Here is a 20,429-nt window from a genome sequence, read left to right on the forward strand (position 1 = left end):
TTTGAAAAATACACCGCCAAATCATGAGGATAAACTACTCGCATTAATCTTTAAGGAGAAATGCGATGCTCTTAACACGCGAATACATCGATAAAGCATTTTGGCAAAAGCTGATTACGATTGGCCTACCTGTTTCACTTCAGTCCATGCTTTTTGCTTTGCTCGGCGTCGTGGATATTTTCATGGTAAGCCTACTCGGAGAATCTGCAACGGCAGCAGTTGGAGTTGGAAATCGTATCTTTTTCTTCAACCTAGCGGTTGTCTTTGGCCTGTGCGGTGCAGTTACCGTACTTGCTTCGCAATACTACGGCTCAGGAAACCTAGCCGGAATTCGCAGAACGTTGGCGCAATCTTGGTTTATTTCCATTTTGGTGACGCTGCCGTTTATCGTTCTTTATGCGATTTTTGATGAAGAGATCGTCTCTTTTATGTCAGACGATCCTGAATACGTCACTTATGCACGTGATTATCTTGTGGTTACGGGCTTTAGCCTCATTGCTACGGCGATAGTAGTACCGATTGAAGCGGTATTGCGCTCCGTGGGCCAAACCAAACTGGCAACCAACGTTAGTATCTCCGCCATTGTCGTTAACGTCGCGCTTAATTATGTTTTGATTTTTGGTTTATTTGGTTTCCCTCAATGGGGCGTATTTGGTGCAGCCGTAGGTAGTTTTGTTTCTCGATTTTTCCAAACCGCCGTCTTGATTTATTTTTTCTACAAACGATATGCTTACCTAATTCCGACTAAGTTCGATTGGGTACAAGGCCGCTTAAAACAGTATCGAAAAAAGTACTTTAAGGTTTCTTTACCCATGTTGGTCCACGATGCGCTTTGGACTGGTGGATTGATCGTTTACAGCATCATCTATGGTCAATTGGGCGTTTCAGAACTGGCGATCATCTCATTCTTATCACCGATTGAAGGGGTACTGATTTCAACCTTTATGGGATTTGCGGTCGCTGCATCCGTTCTTCTTGGGAATGATATTGGTGCAAAACATTATGACCGAGTCGAGAAAACGGCGTGGTGGTATGTGTTAACCAGCGCAATCTTAGCCACCTTGCTGTTTTTCCTAGTGTGGTTGAGCTCGCCCATGATTCATCACCTATTGGTACTGAGCCCGTTAACCGATGCAGACATGGCACTTAACGTATGTTTAGTCATGGCGCTAGGTATGATTTTGAGGGTGTTTAACATGGTTGGGATTGGCGGCGTACTAAAGAGTGGCGCTGATATTCGCTATAGCATTTTCATCGACACGTTCGGTCAGTGGGCTATTGGCATCCCCCTTACTTATTACACAGGCATGGTGTTAGGGCTGCCTTTGCATTTTGTCTTGATGTCTCTGCTCGCGGAAGAGTTAGTGAAAGGCGTACTGACGACTTACCGTATTCAATCTAAACGTTGGATAAATAATATGGTTGAAGATGACCAATCGGTGACGGCGTAACCAAAAAGACATTAACGAACTCACACCAAAAGGGCTCACCCGTTATGCACGCGTGAGCCCTTTTTATGTGCGGAGAATGCTTGATTAGATGTCCGTAAAGCGATGAATGATTTGGTTTGAACTGCCACGCCATTCGAGATTGAGGTCTTTCTTGTCTTGTTCAAACTTACCATCAATCAAAACATCGATGTATTGCACCACTTCCCTTTGCGCGTCATTCAGTTCCGTCAGCGTGTAGCCAGTCCAAACCCAAATGTCTTTACCTGGGCACTCCTCTCTCACCCTTTTCACTATCTTCAAAATATGAGGCACATTAGCAGGGTGAAGCGGATCTCCACCCGACAACGACAAGCCACGGCGTTTGATACGCGTGTCGTTTAAGTCAGCGATGATTTTGTCTTCCGCTTCTTGCGTGAAAAGTGCACCAGAATCCAAACGTTGCGTCGACTGGTTATAACAGCCACGGCACTGATGCACACAACCCGACACAAACAGCGTGCAGCGCGTACCCGGTCCGTTAACAACGTCAATTGGATAGTATTGGTGATAATTCATAATGCGTCTCTGTGTTATCGCGAAAGAGAAAATCAACCTGTTTAAAGTTGATTTTCAAAGTGTTAAAACGAGTGGTAGTAAACCTTACAGGTGTTTAACTCGGCGCTTCACTTCTTCTTGCTTACCGAAGTTAAACGGGCGTGCATCTGGGCTGCCTAGGTAGCCACAAACTCGACGTGTTACTGATACTTTGGTTGAATCATGGTTGCCACAGCTTGGGCAAGTGAAGCCTTTACTTGTACAGTCAAACTCGCCGTTGTAGCCACACTCGTAACACTCATCAATTGGCGTGTTTGTACCGTAGTAAGGCACTCGGGTGTAACTGTAATCCCATACGTTTTCTAGTGCTTCAACGTTGCGTTGCATGTTCGGGAACTCGCCGTAACAGATAAAGCCGCCGCTTGAGATTTCTGGATAAGGCATCTCAAAGTCGATCTTGTCGTATGGGTTCACCTTCTTCTCTACATCCAAGTGGAAGCTGTTGGTGTAGTAACCTTTGTCTGTTACGCCATCAATCACACCGAACTCTTTTGCATCGATGCGGCAGAAACGGCTGCATAGGTTTTCACTTGGCGTTGCATATAAGCTGAAGCCATAGCCAGTTTCGTCAGCCCATTGATTCACAGCATCTTTTAGATGCTTGATGATAGCGACCGCTTTTTCACGCAAAACAGCGTCATCATAAACGTGCGCTTCTGTACCGAATAGCGCGTTAATTGTCTCGTGTACACCGATGTAACCAAGAGAAATAGACGCACGACCGTTCTTGAAGATATCTGCGATTGAGTCGTCTGCTTTCAAGCGAACACCACATGCGCCTTCCATGTATAGGATTGGGGCCACACGTGCTTTCACGTTTTCAAGGCGAGAGATACGTGTCTCTAGTGCTTTACGAGCAAGACGTAGGCGGTCATTTAGAAGCTCGTAGAATTTCTCTTCGCTTCCGTTTGCACGGATAGCGATACGAGGAAGGTTCAAGCTCACGACGCCAAGGTTGTTACGACCTTCGTGAATCAGCTCACCGTTTTCTTCGTAAGTACCAAGGAAGCTACGGCAACCCATTGGCGTTTTGAATGAACCGGTTACTTCCACTACTTTGTCGTAGTTAAGAATGTCTGGGTACATACGCTTAGACGCACACTCAAGCGCAAGTTGCTTGATGTCGTAGTTTGGATCTTCTGATTTGTGGTTCAAACCATCTTTGATGCCGAATACAAGTTTAGGGAATACCGCTGTTTTACGGTTCTTGCCTAGACCTGCAATACGATTCTTCAGAATCGATTTCTGGATCAGGCGTGATGCCCAGCTTGTACCAAGACCAAAACCGAACGTAACGAATGGGGTTTGACCGTTCGCTGTATGCAGCGTGTTTACTTCGTATTCTAGAGATTGAAATGCGTCGTAACACTCTTTCTCAGTGCGCGCTTTTGCGAACTCTTCTGGCTCAGCAATGTTCCACTCTTTTGCAATCTCTAGGTGTTTCTCGTAGCTTGTGATTACGTACGGTTCTAGAACCTCATCAATACGGTTGATGGTTGTACCGCCGTAAATGTGGCTCGCGACTTGAGCAATGATTTGTGCTGTTACCGCTGTTGCAGTCGAAATTGATTTTGGCGTATCAATCTCAGCGTTACCCATTTTAAAACCATGCGTCAGCATGCCTTTAAGATCGATAAGCATACAGTTAAACATTGGGAAGAACGGTGCGTAGTCTAAATCGTGGTAGTGAATGTCACCCACTTCGTGCGCTTGAACCACATCGCGAGGAAGAATGTGCGTCTTCGCGTAGTGTTTCGCTACGATACCAGCCAACAAGTCACGTTGAGTCGGAATTACTTTGCCGTCTTTGTTCGCGTTCTCGTTGATTAGATCCAGATTACTTTCTTCAATCAAACCTTCGATTTCGCGAGTTAGTGCACTTTGCTTCTCACGAGCGATGTCGCGATCGTGGCGATATTCAATGTAAGAACGCGCTAGGGCTTTGTAAGGACCTTGCATGAGTTCATTTTCGACTAAGTCTTGAATCTCATGGATGTGAACTTCATCGTGTTCTCTTAACTGTAACTCGACAGCAAGAGCCACATTAAGAGCATAAATAGCGACATCTTTATCTTTGTTTTCCGCTGCTGCTTCAACTGCTGCTTGGATACGATCCCTGTTGAACGGAGCTCTTGATCCGTCGCGTTTGATTACGATTGGTTTCACCTTGTTCTCCTTACCCGAGCATACTCACAGAGTTATCCACAAACACACTATATGGGGTTATTTTTTATTCTAGCAACACAATATATTGTGGCGTATTTAACGAGAAGCACCACTCAAAAACATTGATTTTGATCAATAAAGATTGGCTAGCGAACAAGAAGAAATCGATCTTATTGGCGTTGATCTCAGTTGCGAAGAAAACCATGAAAATTGCAAAATTGGTACTAAATCTACTTGCTATTTTTGGAGGTCTTGTAGGATAAAGGATGGAAAGGAATACGCTAAAAGATAGGAGTGCAACAGGCCAAAATGCGATCACTTTTTGTTACGTTAATATTACTTTTTAGTTCTCTTTCATTTGCTCAAAACTCCATCAATCTAACCAGTTGGAACATAGAATGGTTATCTATAGATGGTGGAAAAGTGTCGAGAACACCACAAGATTTTGAAAAACTGACCCACTATGTGGATAAAACACAAGCCGACATTCTTGCTTTTCAAGAAGTCGAAAGCGTCGCTGCAATGCAAAAAGCTGTTGGCAATGACTTCACTATTTATCTTTCCGATCGTTCAAACGCCTCCAACCGACACCTTCAGTTTAACGACACCAACCAATACACAGGCTTTGCCGTGCGCAATGGCGTAAGCGTATTAGACAAGCCAGACTTCTCTATCACACGAGGCAACAGCAAGCTGCGCTTCGCGAGCTACCTTGTTTTAAATCCAAACCAAGAAAACGAGACTCACCTACTCTCTGTACATCTGAAAGCGGGTTGCAGTGGCGCGTATCGTAATAACCGCGATTGTAAGATAGTGAAACAACAAGGACAGGCACTAGCTAAGTGGATAAAGGCGCGCGAGGACAACAAACAACATTATGTCGTGCTTGGCGACTTTAACCACAACTTGGGTTATCAAGGAGATTGGTTATGGGACGTGATATCAGACAATACTAGTGCAAAGCTAGTGACTAAAGACACTAAAGCGGAATGTAAAGTGCGTTCTAATCGTAATCCGAATAAAACCCACCAATTCCGCTCGGTGATAGACCACATTATTGTGAGTGGTGATTTAAAGGCGTCGTCTGGTGTTCAAACCGTTTTCAAAACACAAGATGTACTCGACTATAAACTGAGTGACCATTGCCCGGTTTCTACGACACTCACTTTTTAGCGTTTAAGTACTATTTTTAACGTTGAAGTACTTTCTTTATTGACGAACCACTCTTTTAGCGGTGAATGACCCAGCCAACATTGCCGCTATAAAGAGCAGAACTTGTGTGTTGCCAGTGAAAAGGCTGGCAACCGCAGGACCAGGACACACACCCAGTAACCCCCAACCAATACCAAACAGTACAGCACCACCGACTAACTTTTTGTCTATCGCTTTAGAAGTTGGGCATACAATCTCATCACCAAACACAGATTCGCTTCTTGGCTTTATTAATAAAAGATAAGCTGGAACGAACACCGCAAGTGCTCCGCCCATTACAAAGGCTAAGCTTGGATCCCATGCTCCAGTAATATCGAGAAAGCCAATCACTTTTGCCGGTTCAGCCATACCAGAGACCACCATACCAATACCAAAGAGCACACCAGAAAATGCAACAACGGACATTTGCTTAATACTTTTCATTACATGAGTTTTCATAACGGCACTATTCCTCACGATACTAGCAAGACGGTTAACATGGCTGTGGCCATAAAAGTACACGTCGCGACCACAGAACGGATTGAGAAACGCCCTATCCCACAAATGCCATGACCACTAGTACAACCATTGCCGATACGCGTACCGACACCGACTAACAAGCCAGCAACGATAACTAAAACAACAGAACCGCTGTACTGTTCTGGTACATGCCCGCCAAGAACATAAACAGCAAACACGCCACCTAATACCATCGCAATTAAAAAAACAATGCGCCAAACGCGATCTGCGTTCTCAACGGCACCGTTTAAGATCCCACTGATCCCAGCAGTCTTGCCAGTAAATAGCATCAGTGTTATCGCTGATACGCCAACTATTATGCCGCCCAACAGCGACATCCAAGGAACTTCAAACATAGCAACCGCCAAACTAATTACTTACAGAAAACTTGCTTAAAGGCCTCAACCAGCGGACCAACTCTTTCATCAGAAATTGAATAAAATACCTGCTGAGAAACTTTTCTAGCTTTAATAATGTCGTGCTTTCTCAATACGGTGAGATGTTGTGAAAAAGCAGATTGGCTTAATGATGAACCTTCAAACAGTTCACCGACCCCTTTCTCGCCCTCAATCAGCTTACACATCACGATTAGGCGCTCTGGATGAGCCATAATTTTAAGCAGCTCACTCGCTTCGGTCGCACTTTGTAGCATACTGTCGCCCATTCTTATGCCTCTTCATTACTACATTACATTTTATTAGATATTACTAATTAATATTATTAAGTCAATGCTAATGTAGATTAAATAACATTAGACTTAGCTAATTTATTTAAGTAAGGTGTAGGCGTTTTCGATCATTCAGCAGGAGAAATCCATGAGCAAAATCGTGATTATTGGTGGGGTTGCTGGCGGTGCATCTGCAGCAGCTCGCGCTCGTCGTCTTAGTGAAGACGCAGAAATCATTATGTTTGAACGCGGTCCATTTGTGTCATTTGCAAACTGTGGCTTACCCTATCACATTGGTGGTGATATCCAAGAGCGCAGCAAACTGCTTCTTCAAACGCCTGAGAGCTTTTTAGCGCGTTTCAATGTTGATGTCCGTGTGATGAACGAAGTGGTTTCTATTAACCGTCAAGACAAAACGGTTACGGTTAAGAATTTGCTTGATGGCTCGGAATACCAAGAGAGCTACGACTTTCTTCTACTCAGCCCTGGCGCAGGTCCAGTTGTGCCGCCTATTCCGGGTATTGATAACCCGTTAACGCACTCGCTGCGCAATATTCCAGATATGGATCGCATCATTAAAACGATCGAAACCAACAAAGTTGAACACGCTACGGTCGTTGGTGGTGGTTTTATCGGTTTGGAAATGATGGAAGCCTTCCACCAGCTAGGCATAAAAACCACATTAGTTGAAATGGCGGATCAAGTGATGACGCCCGTTGACCGTGAAATGGCTGGCTTCGCACATGCTGAAATTCGTGAGAAAGGCATCGACCTTAAACTTGGCGTCGCACTTGAGTCGGTGAAATTCGTACCTAACGAGCACGTGGCAAGTTTCGACTCTGGTGAGAGCGAAAAACACCAACATCTAGAAGGTGAATTGGAATTAACACTAAACAACGGTGAAAGACTCACCACCGATATTTTGATTATGGCAATTGGTGTTCGCCCCGAGACCAAATTAGCGAAAGAAGCTGGCTTAGAAATCGGCGCTCTTGGTGGTATTTATACCAATGAATACATGCAAACCAGCGATCCTTCGATCTACGCTGTCGGCGACGCGGTAGAAGAGAAAGACTTTGTGACTGGCGAGCAAACTCTAGTGCCACTTGCGGGCCCGGCAAACCGTCAAGGCCGAATGGCAGCAGACAACATGCTTGGCCGCCAAGAAACTTACCAAGGTACGCAAGGCACGGCGATCTGTAAGATTTTTGATTTAGCCGTCGCTTCTACTGGTAAAAACGAGAAACAGCTGAAACGTGAAAACATCGCTTATGAAAAAGTGTATGTGCATACAGCAAGTCACGCGAGTTACTACCCAGGTGCAGAAACCGTGTCATTCAAAATGCTGTTTGATCCAGTAACAGGTAAAATATTAGGTGCGCAAGCAGTAGGTAAAGACGGTGTTGATAAACGTATCGACGTAATGGCAGTTGCTCAGCGTGCTGGTATGACGGTAGAGCAACTGCAACACCTCGAGCTCACTTACGCGCCACCTTATGGCTCTGCTAAAGATGTAATTAACCAAGCGGCGTTTGTGGCAAATAACATCATCAAAGGCGATGCGACCGCGATTCATTATGATGAAATGGATTCACTGACAGAAGACCAACTGTTACTTGATGTTCGTAATCCTGGTGAATTGGAGTCCGTTGGTTATCTTGAAGGTGCAATTAATATTCCTGTCGATCAACTACGTCGTCGCATGCACGAACTTCCTAAAGACAAAGAGATCGTGATTTACTGTCAAGTTGGGTTACGCGGTAACGTAGCATACCGTCAGCTGGTCAACAATGGTTACAAAGCCCGCAACTTGATTGGTGGATACAGAACTCTCAAATTTGCTCGCTTATAACTTGATAATAAAAAAGAGAAAACCACGTGCTTGGTTTTCTCTTTTTTTGCAGGAAAGAAAGCGTAGATCATTCACCTTCAATTGCCAAACGGACTGCTGCTTGAGCATGGATAGAAGTGGTATCGAGTAGTGTAACATCGGTGTGACTTTGGTTTACAAGTAAGGCAATTTCAGTACACCCGAGAATCACAGCTTCAGCTCCGTGCTCTTTTAGTTTTTCAATAATTTGCAAGTATATCGTCCTTGACTCCTCTTTGATTTCACCTTGGCATAACTCTTTATAAATAATGTTATGTACTTTAGAGCGGTCGTCTTGATCGGGAATGACGACATCAAGCCCATAACGGTCGGAAAGCCTTCCTTTATAAAAGTCTTGCTCCATTGTGAATTGAGTACCAAGGAGTCCGACCTTTTGAACCCCTTTCTCACGAAGTAACTCAGCAGTCGCGTCTGCGATATGTAGTATGGGGATATTAATACTGGCTTCAATTTGAGGCGCAACTTTGTGCATTGTGTTAGTACAAATAAGAATGAAGTCAGCGCCCCCTTTTTCTATTAAAGATGCAGCATCAGATAGAATGCTTGCCGTTTCTTCCCATTTACCTTGATGTTGAAGTTTCTCTATCTCCGAAAAATTCACGCTATACATACAAATTTTTGCGGAATTTAGGCCGCCTAACGCCTCTTTGACTCCTTCGTTGATCAATTTGTAATAACTAAGCGTCGACTCCCAGCTCATACCACCTAGAAGACCGATAGTTTTCATATAACTCTCCAATCGTTATACACCACCGTGCCAGGGGGGTTTTTACAAAAAAAATCAGCCACTTAAATAAGCAGCATTCAAGCGTCTTCACTATTGAGCATTGGGTAACACGAAAATAAAATCATTCCCACAAGGACCGCTACGCGATTCTCATATATCCTCGCAATATCGTTACTGCATTTCCAGAAAGCTTAACGTGCTCAGTGCTTAACAACTCTGTATGGACGACCCCACTTCTCTTGGAGGCTTGGAAGCCTTTCAGTTGCTTTTTGTTGAGCTCTTTAGCCCAGTAAACACATAAAGCGCAATGTGCAGAGCCTGTAACTGGGTCCTCATTAACACCTACCCAAGGCGCGAAGTATCGAGAGACAAAATCGGCGTCAGTGCTTGATTGAGCAGTGATGACGACGCCACGGCCTTTTTGTTTAAGCAGCGCACCAAAATCAGGGTCGAGCTGTTCAAGCACAAATTCATCATTAATGACGACCAACTGCTTATTATCAAACTGACCGTAGGCGACTACATTGGCGGCATCTAGCCCCAAACCATGAAGTAAGTCTTTGTTAATACTAGCTCGCATATCTAAAGTTGGAGCAGGAAACACCAAATGAATTTCTTCATGATCGAGTTGTGCAGTTAAAACCCCAGATAGCGTAACGAACTCAATCGTATCTCCAGTATTATATAACCCCTGCTCTTTCAGAACGTGCGCCGTTGCAAGTGTGCCGTGTCCACACAAAGCAACTTCCGTCCTCGGTGTAAACCAACGAAGTTGCATTGTACTGAGTGACAGAAATGCCGTTTCAGATAACGACATCTCGGCCGCGATGGCCAACATCGTTTCCTCATCAAGGCTTGACTCTGTGATACAAACACCCGCGGGATTACCTTTGAAAACCTCTGATGTAAACGAGTCAACCTGAAAAATTTTAACTTCCACGAAATATCCTTAAGTTCTATCAAACACGTAATTCTGTATCACGTGATTTTTAATATCTGTTGTTTGAGCGAAAAAAACCTATGAAATTTTCTACCAACCTTATAGGTCTTGTTGGAAGCGCTAACAAACAGGAGAATGTAGTTAATTATGCAAAACGTAAAAAGCCATCATCAATGTGACTCAATTGGATATCTTATCGGAGTTTTCGGCGTTTCTTTAGTTCTAATATGGATTGGTATTTATAAATTCACACCTACAGAGGCCAAGCTTATACAACCGCTCGTTGAAAATCATTTTCTGATGAGTTGGTTGTATGATGTGATGTCAGTTCAAGCCGTATCAAACATCATTGGCGCAACAGAAATCATTGTCGCTATTGGATTAATCGTTGGCCTTAAAAACACACGAGTCGCTTATTTTTCTGGCATAGCCGCCGCAATTATTTTTCTTGCGACACTCAGCTTTCTAATTACGACACCGAATACATGGAAAGTGTCTGATGGGGTTTTGGTGACAAACTTCTTTTTAGTAAAAGATATTCTATTTTTAGCCATTGCGATTAGCGTCATCGAACGAAACAAGCCAAACAGAGAATAACTCTAAATAGTTCGAAATCTTGTTTTTCCAGAACGTAGCCTGAAAGGTGCAAACGACTTACAGGTCGAATGGTTCTGTCAATAACTCTAAACAAAGGCTCTTAAATTTAGAGTGTTTAAGAGTCTTTGCCTCTTAATTATGCGAAACAACATCCTAGCGTAAAGTGAAAAGAAAAGCCTTTCACTCTACTGCTAAGGTTTATTGATACTTTGCCGAAGTAATGAACTCACCGAATGTCTCGCACCATACAACAACCGTATTGTATTCAGAAATTGAAGTGCTTTGAGGAACCTCAACAACGAAGTTATCGAACGTTTTGACATCACCAATTAAGCTCATCTCAGATTTAAGGTCATTAAACTCTTGTTCCGTTTCGACAAACTTAGGAGATAGATAGAGTTTATAGTCTGGTCCGGGAGCGAGTTTTCCTACCAACGTAATGACTTCAGAACTCAAATGAATTTCTCCCTCTCCCCAATGAAAAGCGTCGCTACCTTTGAGTTCCCTCTTAAACACTGCGCTGTATTCTGCACCTTGCTTGCTCTTAGCAACTTGTTCATCGGTCGGCGCAGGTGGTGCAATAAGGATCGGTAAAGTATAGATACCTATCGCAATGCCAATAGAAACTGCCACTAAGTGACTGATTGTTAATTTAATTATATTTTTCAAGGTCATAAGCATCTTCTTATTAGTTTTACTACTTGAAATTAGATTCAAATCGGCCTTATCTGTCTATTATCGAGCAGCATAATGTCATTAACATTATACACAAGCTATGCGCACTAAATGCAGACTGAGCGCAATTAAAAACGGCTGATAATTAATATCAGCCGTTTGCTTATCGGAAATGTCGTTGTGCCGGTTTGGTCACTATTCCGCTTCCACCAAAGCGATCTTATCGGATGTCGATTTTTCCAATTTTATCGCAATAAACTTAGAGGTTGGCGTAAACGTTCTATCCCCATAACTGTCCAAAGGAACTAATGGGTTTGTTTCTGGATAGTAAGCCGCCGCCTGACCTGCTGGTACATCATAGGCAACAAGCGTAAATCCGCTCACACGGCGCTCAACGCCATCTTCCCACAATGACACCATGTCCACTTTGTCGCCCGGTTCAAAACCGAGTTTACGAATATCCGCTTCATTGATAAACAGCACTTCGCGCATACCAAATACTCCACGATAACGGTCATTCAAGCCGTAAAGTGTCGTATTGTATTGGTCGTGTGAGCGCATGGTTTGCAAGATCAAATCTGGCTTTTGGCCTTTTTCGAGTATCGCTTCGCTGATCAACTGCTTCGGCAACTCGCTAGAGCTGAACTGTGCTTTGCCGCTTGGTGTATTCCATCGACGCTCGGCAGCTGGGTTTACCAAGTGGAATCCACCCGGGTGTTTAAGCTTATGGTTAAAGTCGGTAAAGCCCGGAATCGTGTCTGCAATCAAATCGCGAATACGGTCGTAATCTTCAATCGCCCACAACCAATCAATTGGTTTTGCCCCGAGTGTAGCATTGGCAATACCGGCAATAATCGCTGGTTCTGAACGCAAATGCTCCGAACGCGGTTTTCGCTGACCAAATGAGATATGTACCATGCTGAAGGTATCTTCAACCGTCACGCCTTGTGGGCCAGTCGCTTGCTGATCAATCTCGGTACGGCCTAAGCATGGAAGAATAAGCGCATCTTTACCTGTGACAAGGTGAGAACGATTTAACTTCGTCGAAATGTGTACGGTTAAATTACAGTTTCGCATCGCGTTGTGCGTACGTTCTGTGTCTGGCGTTGCTTGTGCAAAGTTGCCGCCCAAACCGATAAATACTTTCGCTTGCCCTTCTTCCATCGCTTTAATGGCTTGCACAGTGTTGTGGCCTTCACCACGCGGGACGTCAAAGTTAAATCGACTTTCAATGCGATCCAACAACAGATCTGAAGGTTTTTCATCAATGCCCATCGTACGGTCGCCCTGAACGTTACTGTGACCACGCACTGGTGAAAGCCCCGCTCCCGGCTTACCAACGTTACCTCGTAACATTTGCACGTTTGCGACTTCTTTAATGGTTGGCACAGAGTGACGATGCTGAGTCAACCCCATCGCCCAACACATGATCACACGTTCTGCACGTCGATACATGCTCGCCACCATCTCGATTTCACTTAAATCAAGACCCGATTGTTCCGCGATGTGTTCCCAAGAGGTTGCGTCCACTTCAGCCAAATACTCATCAATACCTGTTGTGTGTTGCTTGATGAATTCACGATCAAATACCGCTTTTCCACCGTTTTGCAATGCCTTGCGTTCCCATTGCAACAAGAATTTCGCGATGCCACGAAACACTGCCATGTCTCCACCTAAAGCAGGACGCAGGTACGCCGTGTTGGTAGGCTCTGAACCGTTACTCAACATCTCAATCGGCATCTGTGGGTTTTGGAAACGCTCTAATCCGCGCTCTTTCAGCGGGTTTAGACAGATAACCTGTGCTCCACGTTTTACCGCTTCACGCAGAGGTTCAAGCATTCGTGGGTGGTTCGTACCCGGGTTTTGACCAATCACGAAAATCGCATCAGCTTCTTCAAAATCATCAAAGATCACTGTGCCTTTACCAACGCCAATGGTGTCTTTCATCCCGATAGCACTGGCTTCGTGGCACATGTTGGAACAATCTGGAAAGTTATTGGTACCGAATGCGCGCACAAATAGCTGATACAAAAACGCCGCTTCGTTGCTTGCACGACCAGAGGTATAAAACTCAGCTTGGTGTGGTGAATCCAATTGATTGAGATGTTTCGCGACAAGTGCAAAAGTCTCATCCCAAGAGACTGGCACGTAGTGATCGGATTCAGCATCGTATCGCATTGGGTGCGTGATACGGCCTTGGTATTCCAACCAGTAATCGGTTTGCGTTGAGAGAGAAGAAACGCTGTGATTGGCAAAAAACTCAGGATCAACCAGACGATTGGTCGCCTCCCAGTTTACCGCTTTCGCGCCATTCTCACAGAAATTGACTTTACCACTATCTGGCGACTCGCCCCATGCACATCCAGGGCAGTCGAAACCGCCATTTTGGTTGGTTTTGAGCATAGTGCGAATGTTTTTAACTGCATTTTCACTGCCCCACCAACTTCTGGTTACGGCTTTCAGTGCACCCCAACCACCAGCTGGACCTTTGTATGTTTTTATTTGTTCTTTTTGGCTCACGACTTTACTCCTCGCAGATATACCAGCAAGCAGGGTGCCCGTGAAAACAAGCGCGTTATTTATTGAGATAATGCGGAAGTATTGAAGGGCTTAGTTTCTAATCCATGTATTTTTTAATCCAAATAAGTAACCACTCAACATGCTCTCGCTTGTCCGAGCGTTTACTTATCTAGATTCTTGATATCGGATACCCGCCTACTGCTTCTAAGACTGTTAGATTCAATGCGCATTGTTGCGTCTTGATCTAAATCAAAGATTAAGTCGTTATTCAATATGCGTCCAATTGATAATCCTGACCGAGTGATAAACAAAATCTATGACGAATTTTTCCACTGACGGTCATCACATTTTTAATCAATACAATTTATGAGGTTAATCGTTTTCCCATCCGATTCCACCTAGTTCGCTTAACGAACTCAATAAAATCGCCACTCTTGATAATAGATAATATCTATCACACTATAGATACTTTAAATTTGACCCTAATTAATATCAGGAATAGCCTTGATTCAGATCAATTTTGAGTGAGGTTTTATTCTTGACTTGGTTTTGGTTTTCCATTCCCCAGTTAAAACGCTCCAGCGCTTAAAAAGTACGGTAGTGCTGTGCCCTTTTTAGGGAGTTCCCCCCGTACATGTGACTCACAACGCAAGGTTAACAAGCCATTATGGATATCAAACAACTTAAATATCTCATCGCACTTGAACAGACCAAACACTTTGGTCAAGCCGCCGCATTGTGCCACATTACGCAGCCTACCTTGTCCATGAGAATCCGAAGCTTAGAGGAAGAACTCGATCTCGAATTAATCCAAAGAAGTCAAAGATTTGAAGGGTTTACTGAAGCAGGAGAACGCATTTTAGCTTGGGCGAAAACCGTCTTAGCCGCTCATGATGGACTGCAAGCCGAGGCTGCTAACTGCCGTGGTCAGTTGGTCGGTTCACTTCGGCTTGGAATGGTGCCACTCGCCAGCCAAAACCCGATGGAATTGCTCAAACCATTAGCTCAACAGTTCCCTGAGTTACGCTTTCAAATACTCTCCATGACGACCGAACAGATCATAGACCAACTCAATCGCAATCAACTTGATTTGGGGATGTGTTATGTCGATCAAGTCAACACCGCTTACTTCGATGTTATCGAGCTATACTCGACCAAACTTGGCGTTTTATTCGATGAGCGTCATTTCGATTTTGCCGAATCTGAAGTGTTGTGGGAGTCACTCAATAACATTCCGCTAGGGCTGCTTTCGAAGGGTATGCACTATCGCCACTCAATTGATCTTAGCTTTGTGAGTAAAGGGCTGGTTCCGCAAACCGTCATTGAAAGTAACTCCACCTTTCACTTGATCCAAGCAGTAACCAGTGGCCTTTGTTGCGCCATTATGCCGCTGAACTGTGGATTAGAAGAGTTGAACGATACGCTTCGCATTATCCCTATCGAAGAAGCCGCCGTTCACGCCCCGCTAGGTTTGTTAAAGCGAAAACAAGAACCCTTCTCCGCGCTAACCGATCAGTGCTTCGCAGAAGCGAAGAACATATTCAATCGATAACAACAACCCACACGTCAATTTTTGGCATACATAACGGCTTATGAGGTGATTTCATGAGATGTACTACTCAATCTTATTTTGAACTGTCCGATTTCAATCAAGCACCACCTCAACCAAGTGCGTTCAATTACCGAGAATTGATTGATGGCCGCCCAGTGCAACAAATGTCGCTGGCGAGTGAGTCAGCTTTAGCTATCAGCTATAACGGCATTAGCCAAGCGGTCATGATGGTGACGCCAGGCCATCTGGAAGACTTTGTGAAAGGGTTTAGCCTAAGCACAGGCATCGTCCACGACTTCAAAGAGATCAAAGACATTGAAATTGGTGGCGATCACGAATCTCATTATGCGGAAGTAGAAATCAGCAACCGCGCTTTCTGGGCGCTAAAAACACAACGTCGGAATCTTGCAGGCACAACCGGATGCGGCATTTGTGGCGTCGAGGCTCTGGAACAAGCTTTGCCTGATTTAGCACCGCTAACACCGTCTCTTCCTCCGCGCTCCGATGTATTCGAAGGGCTGCGAGACAAAGTCGCACTGCATCAAGAAGCCGCACGTGAATCTGGCGCGCTACACGCCGCTTTATTTTCAGATTTACAAGGCAACATCAAGTTGTGCCGAGAGGACATCGGCCGTCACAACGCGCTAGATAAGTTGATTGGCGCATTGGCCAACAATCACATCGAACCTCAAAGTGGCTTCGCAATCATGACAAGCCGTTGCAGCTTAGAGTTGATCCACAAAGCCGTTCGCGCGCGTATCCCCACTCTGGTTTGCTTATCTGCACCGACAGCGTTAACCGTCGAATGGGCAAGAAGAAACCATTTGAACCTAATTCACTTGCCAAAATACGGCTCGCCGCGTCTATACAGCCCTGCGCCTTAACACGTCAACCTAGCCGAATTCCTAATATTTCTAACGGAGACCTCTGGGTCTCTGTTGTTTGTTTCTCATTCGCGATTGATAGCTAGCAACGAGACACTATTCTTCCAACCAAACGTACTCACCCCTTGTCAGCACTAAGCTTGCGTATATTAACCTGCTTGCATTTGAACGCTTTCCAATCCGATAAGAAACCAGTCAAAAACCCATAAATTAGTAAGGATTTTGTGTGACTCTTTTCACGCTTTTCCGCCTTCCTAGGCATTTCTAGGAATTTTTCCTAGCCGATCTAGGCAACCATCTCATGTGCCTCACAAAACCACTCTCTAGAATTCCGCTCAGTCAAAGGTAACAAGAGCGCATAACGGCCTCCGTTGTGTTTCTAAAACAATTACAAGAGAGTTCATCATGTTAAAATTCCTCGAACAGGTGCGGAAGCCGACCCTCGATCTTCCTGTCGAAGTTAGAAGAAAGATGTGGTTTAAACCGTTCATCCAATCTTACTTGGTCGTATTTATCGGCTACCTAACCATGTACTTGATTCGTAAGAACTTCAATGTCGCGCAAAACGACATGATCTCAACTTACGGTTTGAGCATGACAGACCTAGGTCTTATTGGCCTTGGCTTCTCCATCACATACGGCATCGGTAAAACCGTTGTCTCTTACTACGCTGACGGTAAGAACACCAAGCAATTCCTCCCTTTTATGCTGATCCTTTCTGGTCTTGCAATGCTTGGTTTCAGCTTCAGCATGGGCGGCGGTAGTGCAAGCCTGTTCTTGATGGTGGCTTTCTACGCTCTGAGTGGTTTCTTCCAAAGTACTGGTGGCCCTTCTAGTTACTCAACCATTACAAAATGGACACCTCGTAACAAACGCGGCTCTTACCTAGGCTTGTGGAACATGTCACACAACGTTGGTGGTGCGGGCGCAGCGGGTGTTGCTCTTTTCGGTGCCAACTACCTATTCGACGGCCACGTAATCGGCATGTTCGTGTTCCCTTCTATCATCGCGATCATCGTTGGTTTTATCGGTATGCGCTTTGGTAGCGACTCTCCAGAAGCTTACGGTCTAGGTAAAGTAGAAGAACTTTTCGATGAAGCAGTGAGTGAAGAAGACACCGCCGCTGAAGAAAACCAAATGACCAAAAAAGAAATCTTTGTTGAATACGTTCTTAAAAACAAAGTTATCTGGCTACTTTGCTTTGCCAACATCTTCCTTTACATCGTTCGTATCGGTATCGACCAATGGTCAACGGTATACGCGTACCAAGAACTTGGTCTGTCAAAAGAAACGGCAATCTCTGGCTTTACTCTGTTCGAAGTCGGTGCGCTTGTGGGTACTTTGATGTGGGGTTACCTGTCTGACCTAGCAAACGGTCGCCGCGCATTGGTTGCTTGTGTATCTCTTGGTTTGATCATCGTATCGCTTGAGTTCTACCAACACGCCACTAGCGAGTTCATGTACTTAGCCTCTCTATTTGTATTGGGCTTCTTGGTGTTTGGTCCGCAACTTCTTATCGGTGTTGCCGCGGTTGGTTTTGTCCCTAAAAAAGCAATCAGTGTGGCTGACGGCGTAAAAGGTACATTCGCTTACCTAATCGGTGACAGCTTCGCGAAACTTGGTCTCGGTATGATTGCAGACGGTACACCTATCTTCGGCTTAACTGGTTGGAAAGGTACCTTCGCAGCTCTAGATACCTCCGCCATGATTTGTATTGTTTTGCTTGCTTTCGTCGCTATCGCGGAAGAGAAGAAGATTCGACACGCGAAGAAGCTTCAACTTGCACAAAACCAAGCCTAGCTTCTCTGCGCGCTTTACTTCGGTAAAGCGCGCAAGATCATTAAAATGAGTTGATCAATTCAGTATCATTAAAGGTTTTTCTATTGGCTCCTGTTGGAGCTTATTGTTGTTAGTCGTCTGCTCTATTTGGTTGTAATAATGATTCATGTTGCTCTAGTTGATGATCACGTCATCGTGCGTTCAGGTTTCGCACAATTATTAAATTTAGAAAGTGATATTACCGTTGTCGGTGAATTCGGCTCTGTCGCCGAAGCGCGCAAAGGCTTGCCTGCGGTACACCCTCATGTCGTCATCCTAGATATCTCCATGCCAGATGAAAGCGGCTTAAACTTTCTTAGCGAAATACCAACTGGCATTGCCTGCGTGATGCTTAGCGTGCATGACTCCCCTGCGATGGTGGAAAAATCACTAAAGCTAGGTGCAAAAGGCTATCTTAGTAAACGCTGTAGCCCAGACGAACTTATTCAAGCCGTGAGAACCAGTGCTTCTGGCGGCTGTTACCTCACATCAGATATTGCACTTAAACTTGCAACGCCTAGCGACAACACCACCTCTCTATGCCAACTGACAAAACGTGAAAACGAGGTATGTCAGCTACTTGCGACCGGGTTGGATGTAAAGTCTGTCGCGGCAGAGCTTGGCTTGAGCCACAAGACCGTGCATGTGCATCGTGCGAATGCCATCGACAAACTCGGCGTGAAAAACAACGTTGAGCTCGCCAAACTATTTTCTCAAGAGTCCTTTTAATGCGAGCTTACGCTGTTACCACCATTTGCGGACTATTTGTTATGGCTTGCGCCTGGTTCTGCTTATGGGTGATTGCCTATTACTTTGTCAATGATCCCGAACTGGCGATCTTATTGTTTCCTTTCGCTTTAAGATTAGGTGTCGCCCTGCACACTCGCACCGCTTATTGGCCGACGATTTACCTTTCGGAGTGGGGACTTTCCATCGCACTTGCGATCTTACTGGGTCAACCGCAGTGGCTTACCGTGCTGATTGCGAGCATTGCCAGTATCCCGGTCACTCTGATTGCGAAAAAATACTACTACGGAGACCAAAACCGCCATTTAGCCGTGATGAGCGCAGTCATTATCATTAACGCGTTTATTAATGTGATGGCCGTTGGTTTTCACGTTCCTTCGGTTTACATGGTATGGCTGGCTAGCATTTCTGGAGGCTTGCTCGTGGTGCCTATGTGCTACTTGTTATGGAGTTATTTGTTCCAAAGTCGTTGGTCTCCGCTTAGCTCTCTCCTACTTAGTAATGCCGTTGTATTTCAGGTGCGTCATATCGTGCTTTATGCGCTACTTTTGATCGGCAGTATTTTGGTGCAAACCAGCTTGCCTGAAGAGCTAAAACGATTTGCGCCATTTTGTATGGCGATTCCAATCATCGTGCTTGCTCTGCGTTACGGCTGGCAAGGTGCTCTGCTCGCCACCATGCTCAACAGCATAGCGCTGATTGCGGCTCGTAGCGGCGTATCAAATCTAGAAATCACCGATTTGTTATTATCTCTCTCGGCGCAAACCATCACCGGCATTATGCTCGGCTTAGGGGTTCAGAAACAAAAAGACCTCAATCACAAACTGCGCGGCGAACTTGCGCGCAATCAGAATTTGTCTCGCCAGCTTATCAAAGCGGAAGAATCGGTAAGACGCGATATTGCGCGCGAGCTACATGACGAAATCGGACAGAACATCACGGCAATCCGCACACAAGCCAACATCATTAAACGAGTGAACAACGCAGAAACACGCGTTGGTTGCGCGGACATGATCGAAGGGCTTTCGCTCAACGTGTACGACACCACTAAGCGACTGTTGAGCAAGCTAAGACCCAAAATGCTGGATGATTTGGACTTGAAAGAATCCGTCGAGCAACTGACGCGAGAGATGGAATTCGCCAATCACGGAACGAATGTTCAACTGAACTGGCAAGGCGATTACACCAGCCTGAGTGACACACTCAAAGTCACCCTATTCCGTTTATGCCAAGAGTCATTGAATAACGCAGCCAAGTACGCAGAAGCGCAGTTGATCAATATTGAACTGACAATTGGAGAAGCTGCGGTGTCACTGATGATTCACGATGATGGTGTCGGTTTCAAAGTTCAGGACAGCATGAACGGCATGGGCGTTCGCGGCATGCAAGAGCGTGTGCACGCGTTAGGTGGAAAAATCGTTATCTACTCCACCAGCGATCAAATGATCGGCACACAAATCAGCATTACTTTACCTAAGGTGTAACTCAAG

Annotated in this window: 18 protein-coding genes; 9 read left to right on the top strand and 9 right to left on the bottom strand. The window is 45.0% G+C overall.

Going from position 1 to position 20,429, the window contains the following annotated elements; all coding sequences use genetic code 11:
• The first annotated feature begins 65 nt into the window (after positions 1-65).
• Positions 66-1,451, top strand: coding sequence for an MATE family efflux transporter (locus tag R8N49_RS07580; protein WP_005388027.1), 1,386 nt, complete (start codon positions 66-68; stop codon positions 1,449-1,451).
• 84 nt (positions 1,452-1,535) lie between these two features.
• Here R8N49_RS07580 and nrdG read toward each other — a convergent pair whose 3' ends face one another.
• Both nrdG and nrdD read right to left on the bottom strand, forming a co-directional pair.
• Complete coding sequence (gene nrdG / locus R8N49_RS07585) at positions 1,536-2,006, bottom strand: anaerobic ribonucleoside-triphosphate reductase-activating protein (protein WP_186585275.1); 471 nt, start codon at positions 2,004-2,006, stop codon at positions 1,536-1,538.
• A gap of 84 nt (positions 2,007-2,090) precedes the next feature.
• Entirely contained in the window at positions 2,091-4,211 is a 2,121-nt protein-coding gene (nrdD, locus tag R8N49_RS07590; protein ID WP_138940298.1) for an anaerobic ribonucleoside-triphosphate reductase, read from the bottom strand.
• A gap of 309 nt (positions 4,212-4,520) precedes the next feature.
• Between nrdD and R8N49_RS07595 the strand changes: the two genes are divergently transcribed.
• The gene (locus R8N49_RS07595; protein ID WP_064369248.1) at positions 4,521-5,384 is read left to right on the top strand and encodes an endonuclease/exonuclease/phosphatase family protein; all 864 of its coding nucleotides are present in this window, start codon (positions 4,521-4,523) and stop codon (positions 5,382-5,384) included.
• Positions 5,385-5,420: 36 nt separating this feature from the next.
• Here the strand turns inward: R8N49_RS07595 and R8N49_RS07600 are convergent, their stop codons facing one another.
• The 3 genes from R8N49_RS07600 to R8N49_RS07610 are packed head-to-tail and all read right to left on the bottom strand — an operon-like array spanning position 5,421 to position 6,585.
• Complete coding sequence (locus tag R8N49_RS07600) at positions 5,421-5,861, bottom strand: YeeE/YedE family protein (RefSeq protein WP_064369247.1); 441 nt, start codon at positions 5,859-5,861, stop codon at positions 5,421-5,423.
• Between the two features lie 14 nt (positions 5,862-5,875).
• A complete protein-coding gene (locus R8N49_RS07605) occupies positions 5,876-6,289 on the bottom strand; it encodes a YeeE/YedE family protein (protein WP_372058356.1) in 414 nt (137 codons plus the stop codon).
• 5 nt (positions 6,290-6,294) lie between these two features.
• Positions 6,295-6,585, bottom strand: coding sequence for an ArsR/SmtB family transcription factor (locus tag R8N49_RS07610; RefSeq protein WP_005376206.1), 291 nt, complete (start codon positions 6,583-6,585; stop codon positions 6,295-6,297).
• 151 nt (positions 6,586-6,736) lie between these two features.
• Here R8N49_RS07610 and R8N49_RS07615 point away from each other — a divergent pair, with 151 nt between their 5' ends.
• The gene (locus R8N49_RS07615; RefSeq protein WP_104976080.1) at positions 6,737-8,440 is read left to right on the top strand and encodes an FAD-dependent oxidoreductase; all 1,704 of its coding nucleotides are present in this window, start codon (positions 6,737-6,739) and stop codon (positions 8,438-8,440) included.
• Positions 8,441-8,507: 67 nt separating this feature from the next.
• Here the strand turns inward: R8N49_RS07615 and R8N49_RS07620 are convergent, their stop codons facing one another.
• Together R8N49_RS07620 and R8N49_RS07625 are read right to left on the bottom strand one after the other, a co-directional pair.
• A complete protein-coding gene (locus tag R8N49_RS07620; RefSeq protein WP_053349909.1) occupies positions 8,508-9,206 on the bottom strand; it encodes an aspartate/glutamate racemase family protein in 699 nt (232 codons plus the stop codon).
• 139 nt (positions 9,207-9,345) lie between these two features.
• Positions 9,346-10,146 (bottom strand): PhzF family phenazine biosynthesis protein, encoded by an 801-nt coding sequence (locus R8N49_RS07625; RefSeq protein ID WP_031781164.1) that lies wholly within the window; start codon positions 10,144-10,146, stop codon positions 9,346-9,348.
• 147 nt (positions 10,147-10,293) lie between these two features.
• Between R8N49_RS07625 and R8N49_RS07630 the strand changes: the two genes are divergently transcribed.
• Positions 10,294-10,743 (top strand): YkgB family protein, encoded by a 450-nt coding sequence (locus R8N49_RS07630; RefSeq protein WP_005376100.1) that lies wholly within the window; start codon positions 10,294-10,296, stop codon positions 10,741-10,743.
• A gap of 198 nt (positions 10,744-10,941) precedes the next feature.
• Here the strand turns inward: R8N49_RS07630 and R8N49_RS07635 are convergent, their stop codons facing one another.
• Both R8N49_RS07635 and R8N49_RS07640 read right to left on the bottom strand, forming a co-directional pair.
• Positions 10,942-11,418 carry a DM13 domain-containing protein gene (locus R8N49_RS07635; RefSeq protein WP_005376099.1) on the bottom strand — a complete coding sequence of 159 codons (477 nt, stop codon included), beginning with the start codon at positions 11,416-11,418 and terminating at the stop codon, positions 10,942-10,944.
• 195 nt (positions 11,419-11,613) lie between these two features.
• Positions 11,614-13,938: an FdhF/YdeP family oxidoreductase gene (locus R8N49_RS07640; RefSeq protein ID WP_318189908.1), complete on the bottom strand. Its 2,325-nt coding sequence runs from the start codon at positions 13,936-13,938 to the stop codon at positions 11,614-11,616.
• A gap of 667 nt (positions 13,939-14,605) precedes the next feature.
• Here R8N49_RS07640 and R8N49_RS07645 point away from each other — a divergent pair.
• From R8N49_RS07645 to uhpB, 5 genes are all read left to right on the top strand, one after another.
• Complete coding sequence (locus tag R8N49_RS07645) at positions 14,606-15,490, top strand: LysR family transcriptional regulator (protein ID WP_054730252.1); 885 nt, start codon at positions 14,606-14,608, stop codon at positions 15,488-15,490.
• Positions 15,491-15,543: 53 nt separating this feature from the next.
• Positions 15,544-16,374 (top strand): formate dehydrogenase accessory sulfurtransferase FdhD, encoded by an 831-nt coding sequence (gene fdhD, locus R8N49_RS07650; RefSeq protein ID WP_047101073.1) that lies wholly within the window; start codon positions 15,544-15,546, stop codon positions 16,372-16,374.
• A 405-nt stretch (positions 16,375-16,779) separates the two neighbouring features.
• The gene (gene uhpT / locus R8N49_RS07655; protein ID WP_021707729.1) at positions 16,780-18,174 is read left to right on the top strand and encodes a hexose-6-phosphate:phosphate antiporter; all 1,395 of its coding nucleotides are present in this window, start codon (positions 16,780-16,782) and stop codon (positions 18,172-18,174) included.
• A gap of 138 nt (positions 18,175-18,312) precedes the next feature.
• On the top strand, positions 18,313-18,921 hold the full coding sequence (gene uhpA, locus R8N49_RS07660; protein ID WP_005376090.1) for a transcriptional regulator UhpA: 609 nt from the start codon (positions 18,313-18,315) through the stop codon (positions 18,919-18,921).
• Positions 18,921-20,423 carry a signal transduction histidine-protein kinase/phosphatase UhpB gene (gene uhpB, locus R8N49_RS07665; RefSeq protein WP_170893244.1) on the top strand — a complete coding sequence of 501 codons (1,503 nt, stop codon included), beginning with the start codon at positions 18,921-18,923 and terminating at the stop codon, positions 20,421-20,423. The genes uhpA and uhpB overlap by 1 nt, the downstream gene beginning before the upstream one ends.
• Positions 20,424-20,429: the final 6 nt, after the last annotated feature.

The sequence above is a fragment of the Vibrio sp. 1978 genome, assembly GCF_033344345.1.

Coding starts and splice junctions, on each gene's coding strand:
- R8N49_RS07580 (WP_005388027.1), top strand. CDS start 66: ATGCTCTTAACACGCGAATACATCGATAAAGCATTTTGGCAAAAGCTG.
- nrdG (WP_186585275.1), bottom strand. CDS start 2,006: ATGAATTATCACCAATACTATCCAATTGACGTTGTTAACGGACCGGGT.
- R8N49_RS07595 (WP_064369248.1), top strand. CDS start 4,521: ATGCGATCACTTTTTGTTACGTTAATATTACTTTTTAGTTCTCTTTCA.
- R8N49_RS07600 (WP_064369247.1), bottom strand. CDS start 5,861: ATGAAAACTCATGTAATGAAAAGTATTAAGCAAATGTCCGTTGTTGCA.
- R8N49_RS07610 (WP_005376206.1), bottom strand. CDS start 6,585: ATGGGCGACAGTATGCTACAAAGTGCGACCGAAGCGAGTGAGCTGCTT.
- R8N49_RS07615 (WP_104976080.1), top strand. CDS start 6,737: ATGAGCAAAATCGTGATTATTGGTGGGGTTGCTGGCGGTGCATCTGCA.
- R8N49_RS07620 (WP_053349909.1), bottom strand. CDS start 9,206: ATGAAAACTATCGGTCTTCTAGGTGGTATGAGCTGGGAGTCGACGCTT.
- R8N49_RS07630 (WP_005376100.1), top strand. CDS start 10,294: ATGCAAAACGTAAAAAGCCATCATCAATGTGACTCAATTGGATATCTT.
- R8N49_RS07635 (WP_005376099.1), bottom strand. CDS start 11,418: ATGACCTTGAAAAATATAATTAAATTAACAATCAGTCACTTAGTGGCA.
- R8N49_RS07645 (WP_054730252.1), top strand. CDS start 14,606: ATGGATATCAAACAACTTAAATATCTCATCGCACTTGAACAGACCAAA.
- fdhD (WP_047101073.1), top strand. CDS start 15,544: ATGAGATGTACTACTCAATCTTATTTTGAACTGTCCGATTTCAATCAA.
- uhpT (WP_021707729.1), top strand. CDS start 16,780: ATGTTAAAATTCCTCGAACAGGTGCGGAAGCCGACCCTCGATCTTCCT.
- uhpA (WP_005376090.1), top strand. CDS start 18,313: ATGATTCATGTTGCTCTAGTTGATGATCACGTCATCGTGCGTTCAGGT.
- uhpB (WP_170893244.1), top strand. CDS start 18,921: ATGCGAGCTTACGCTGTTACCACCATTTGCGGACTATTTGTTATGGCT.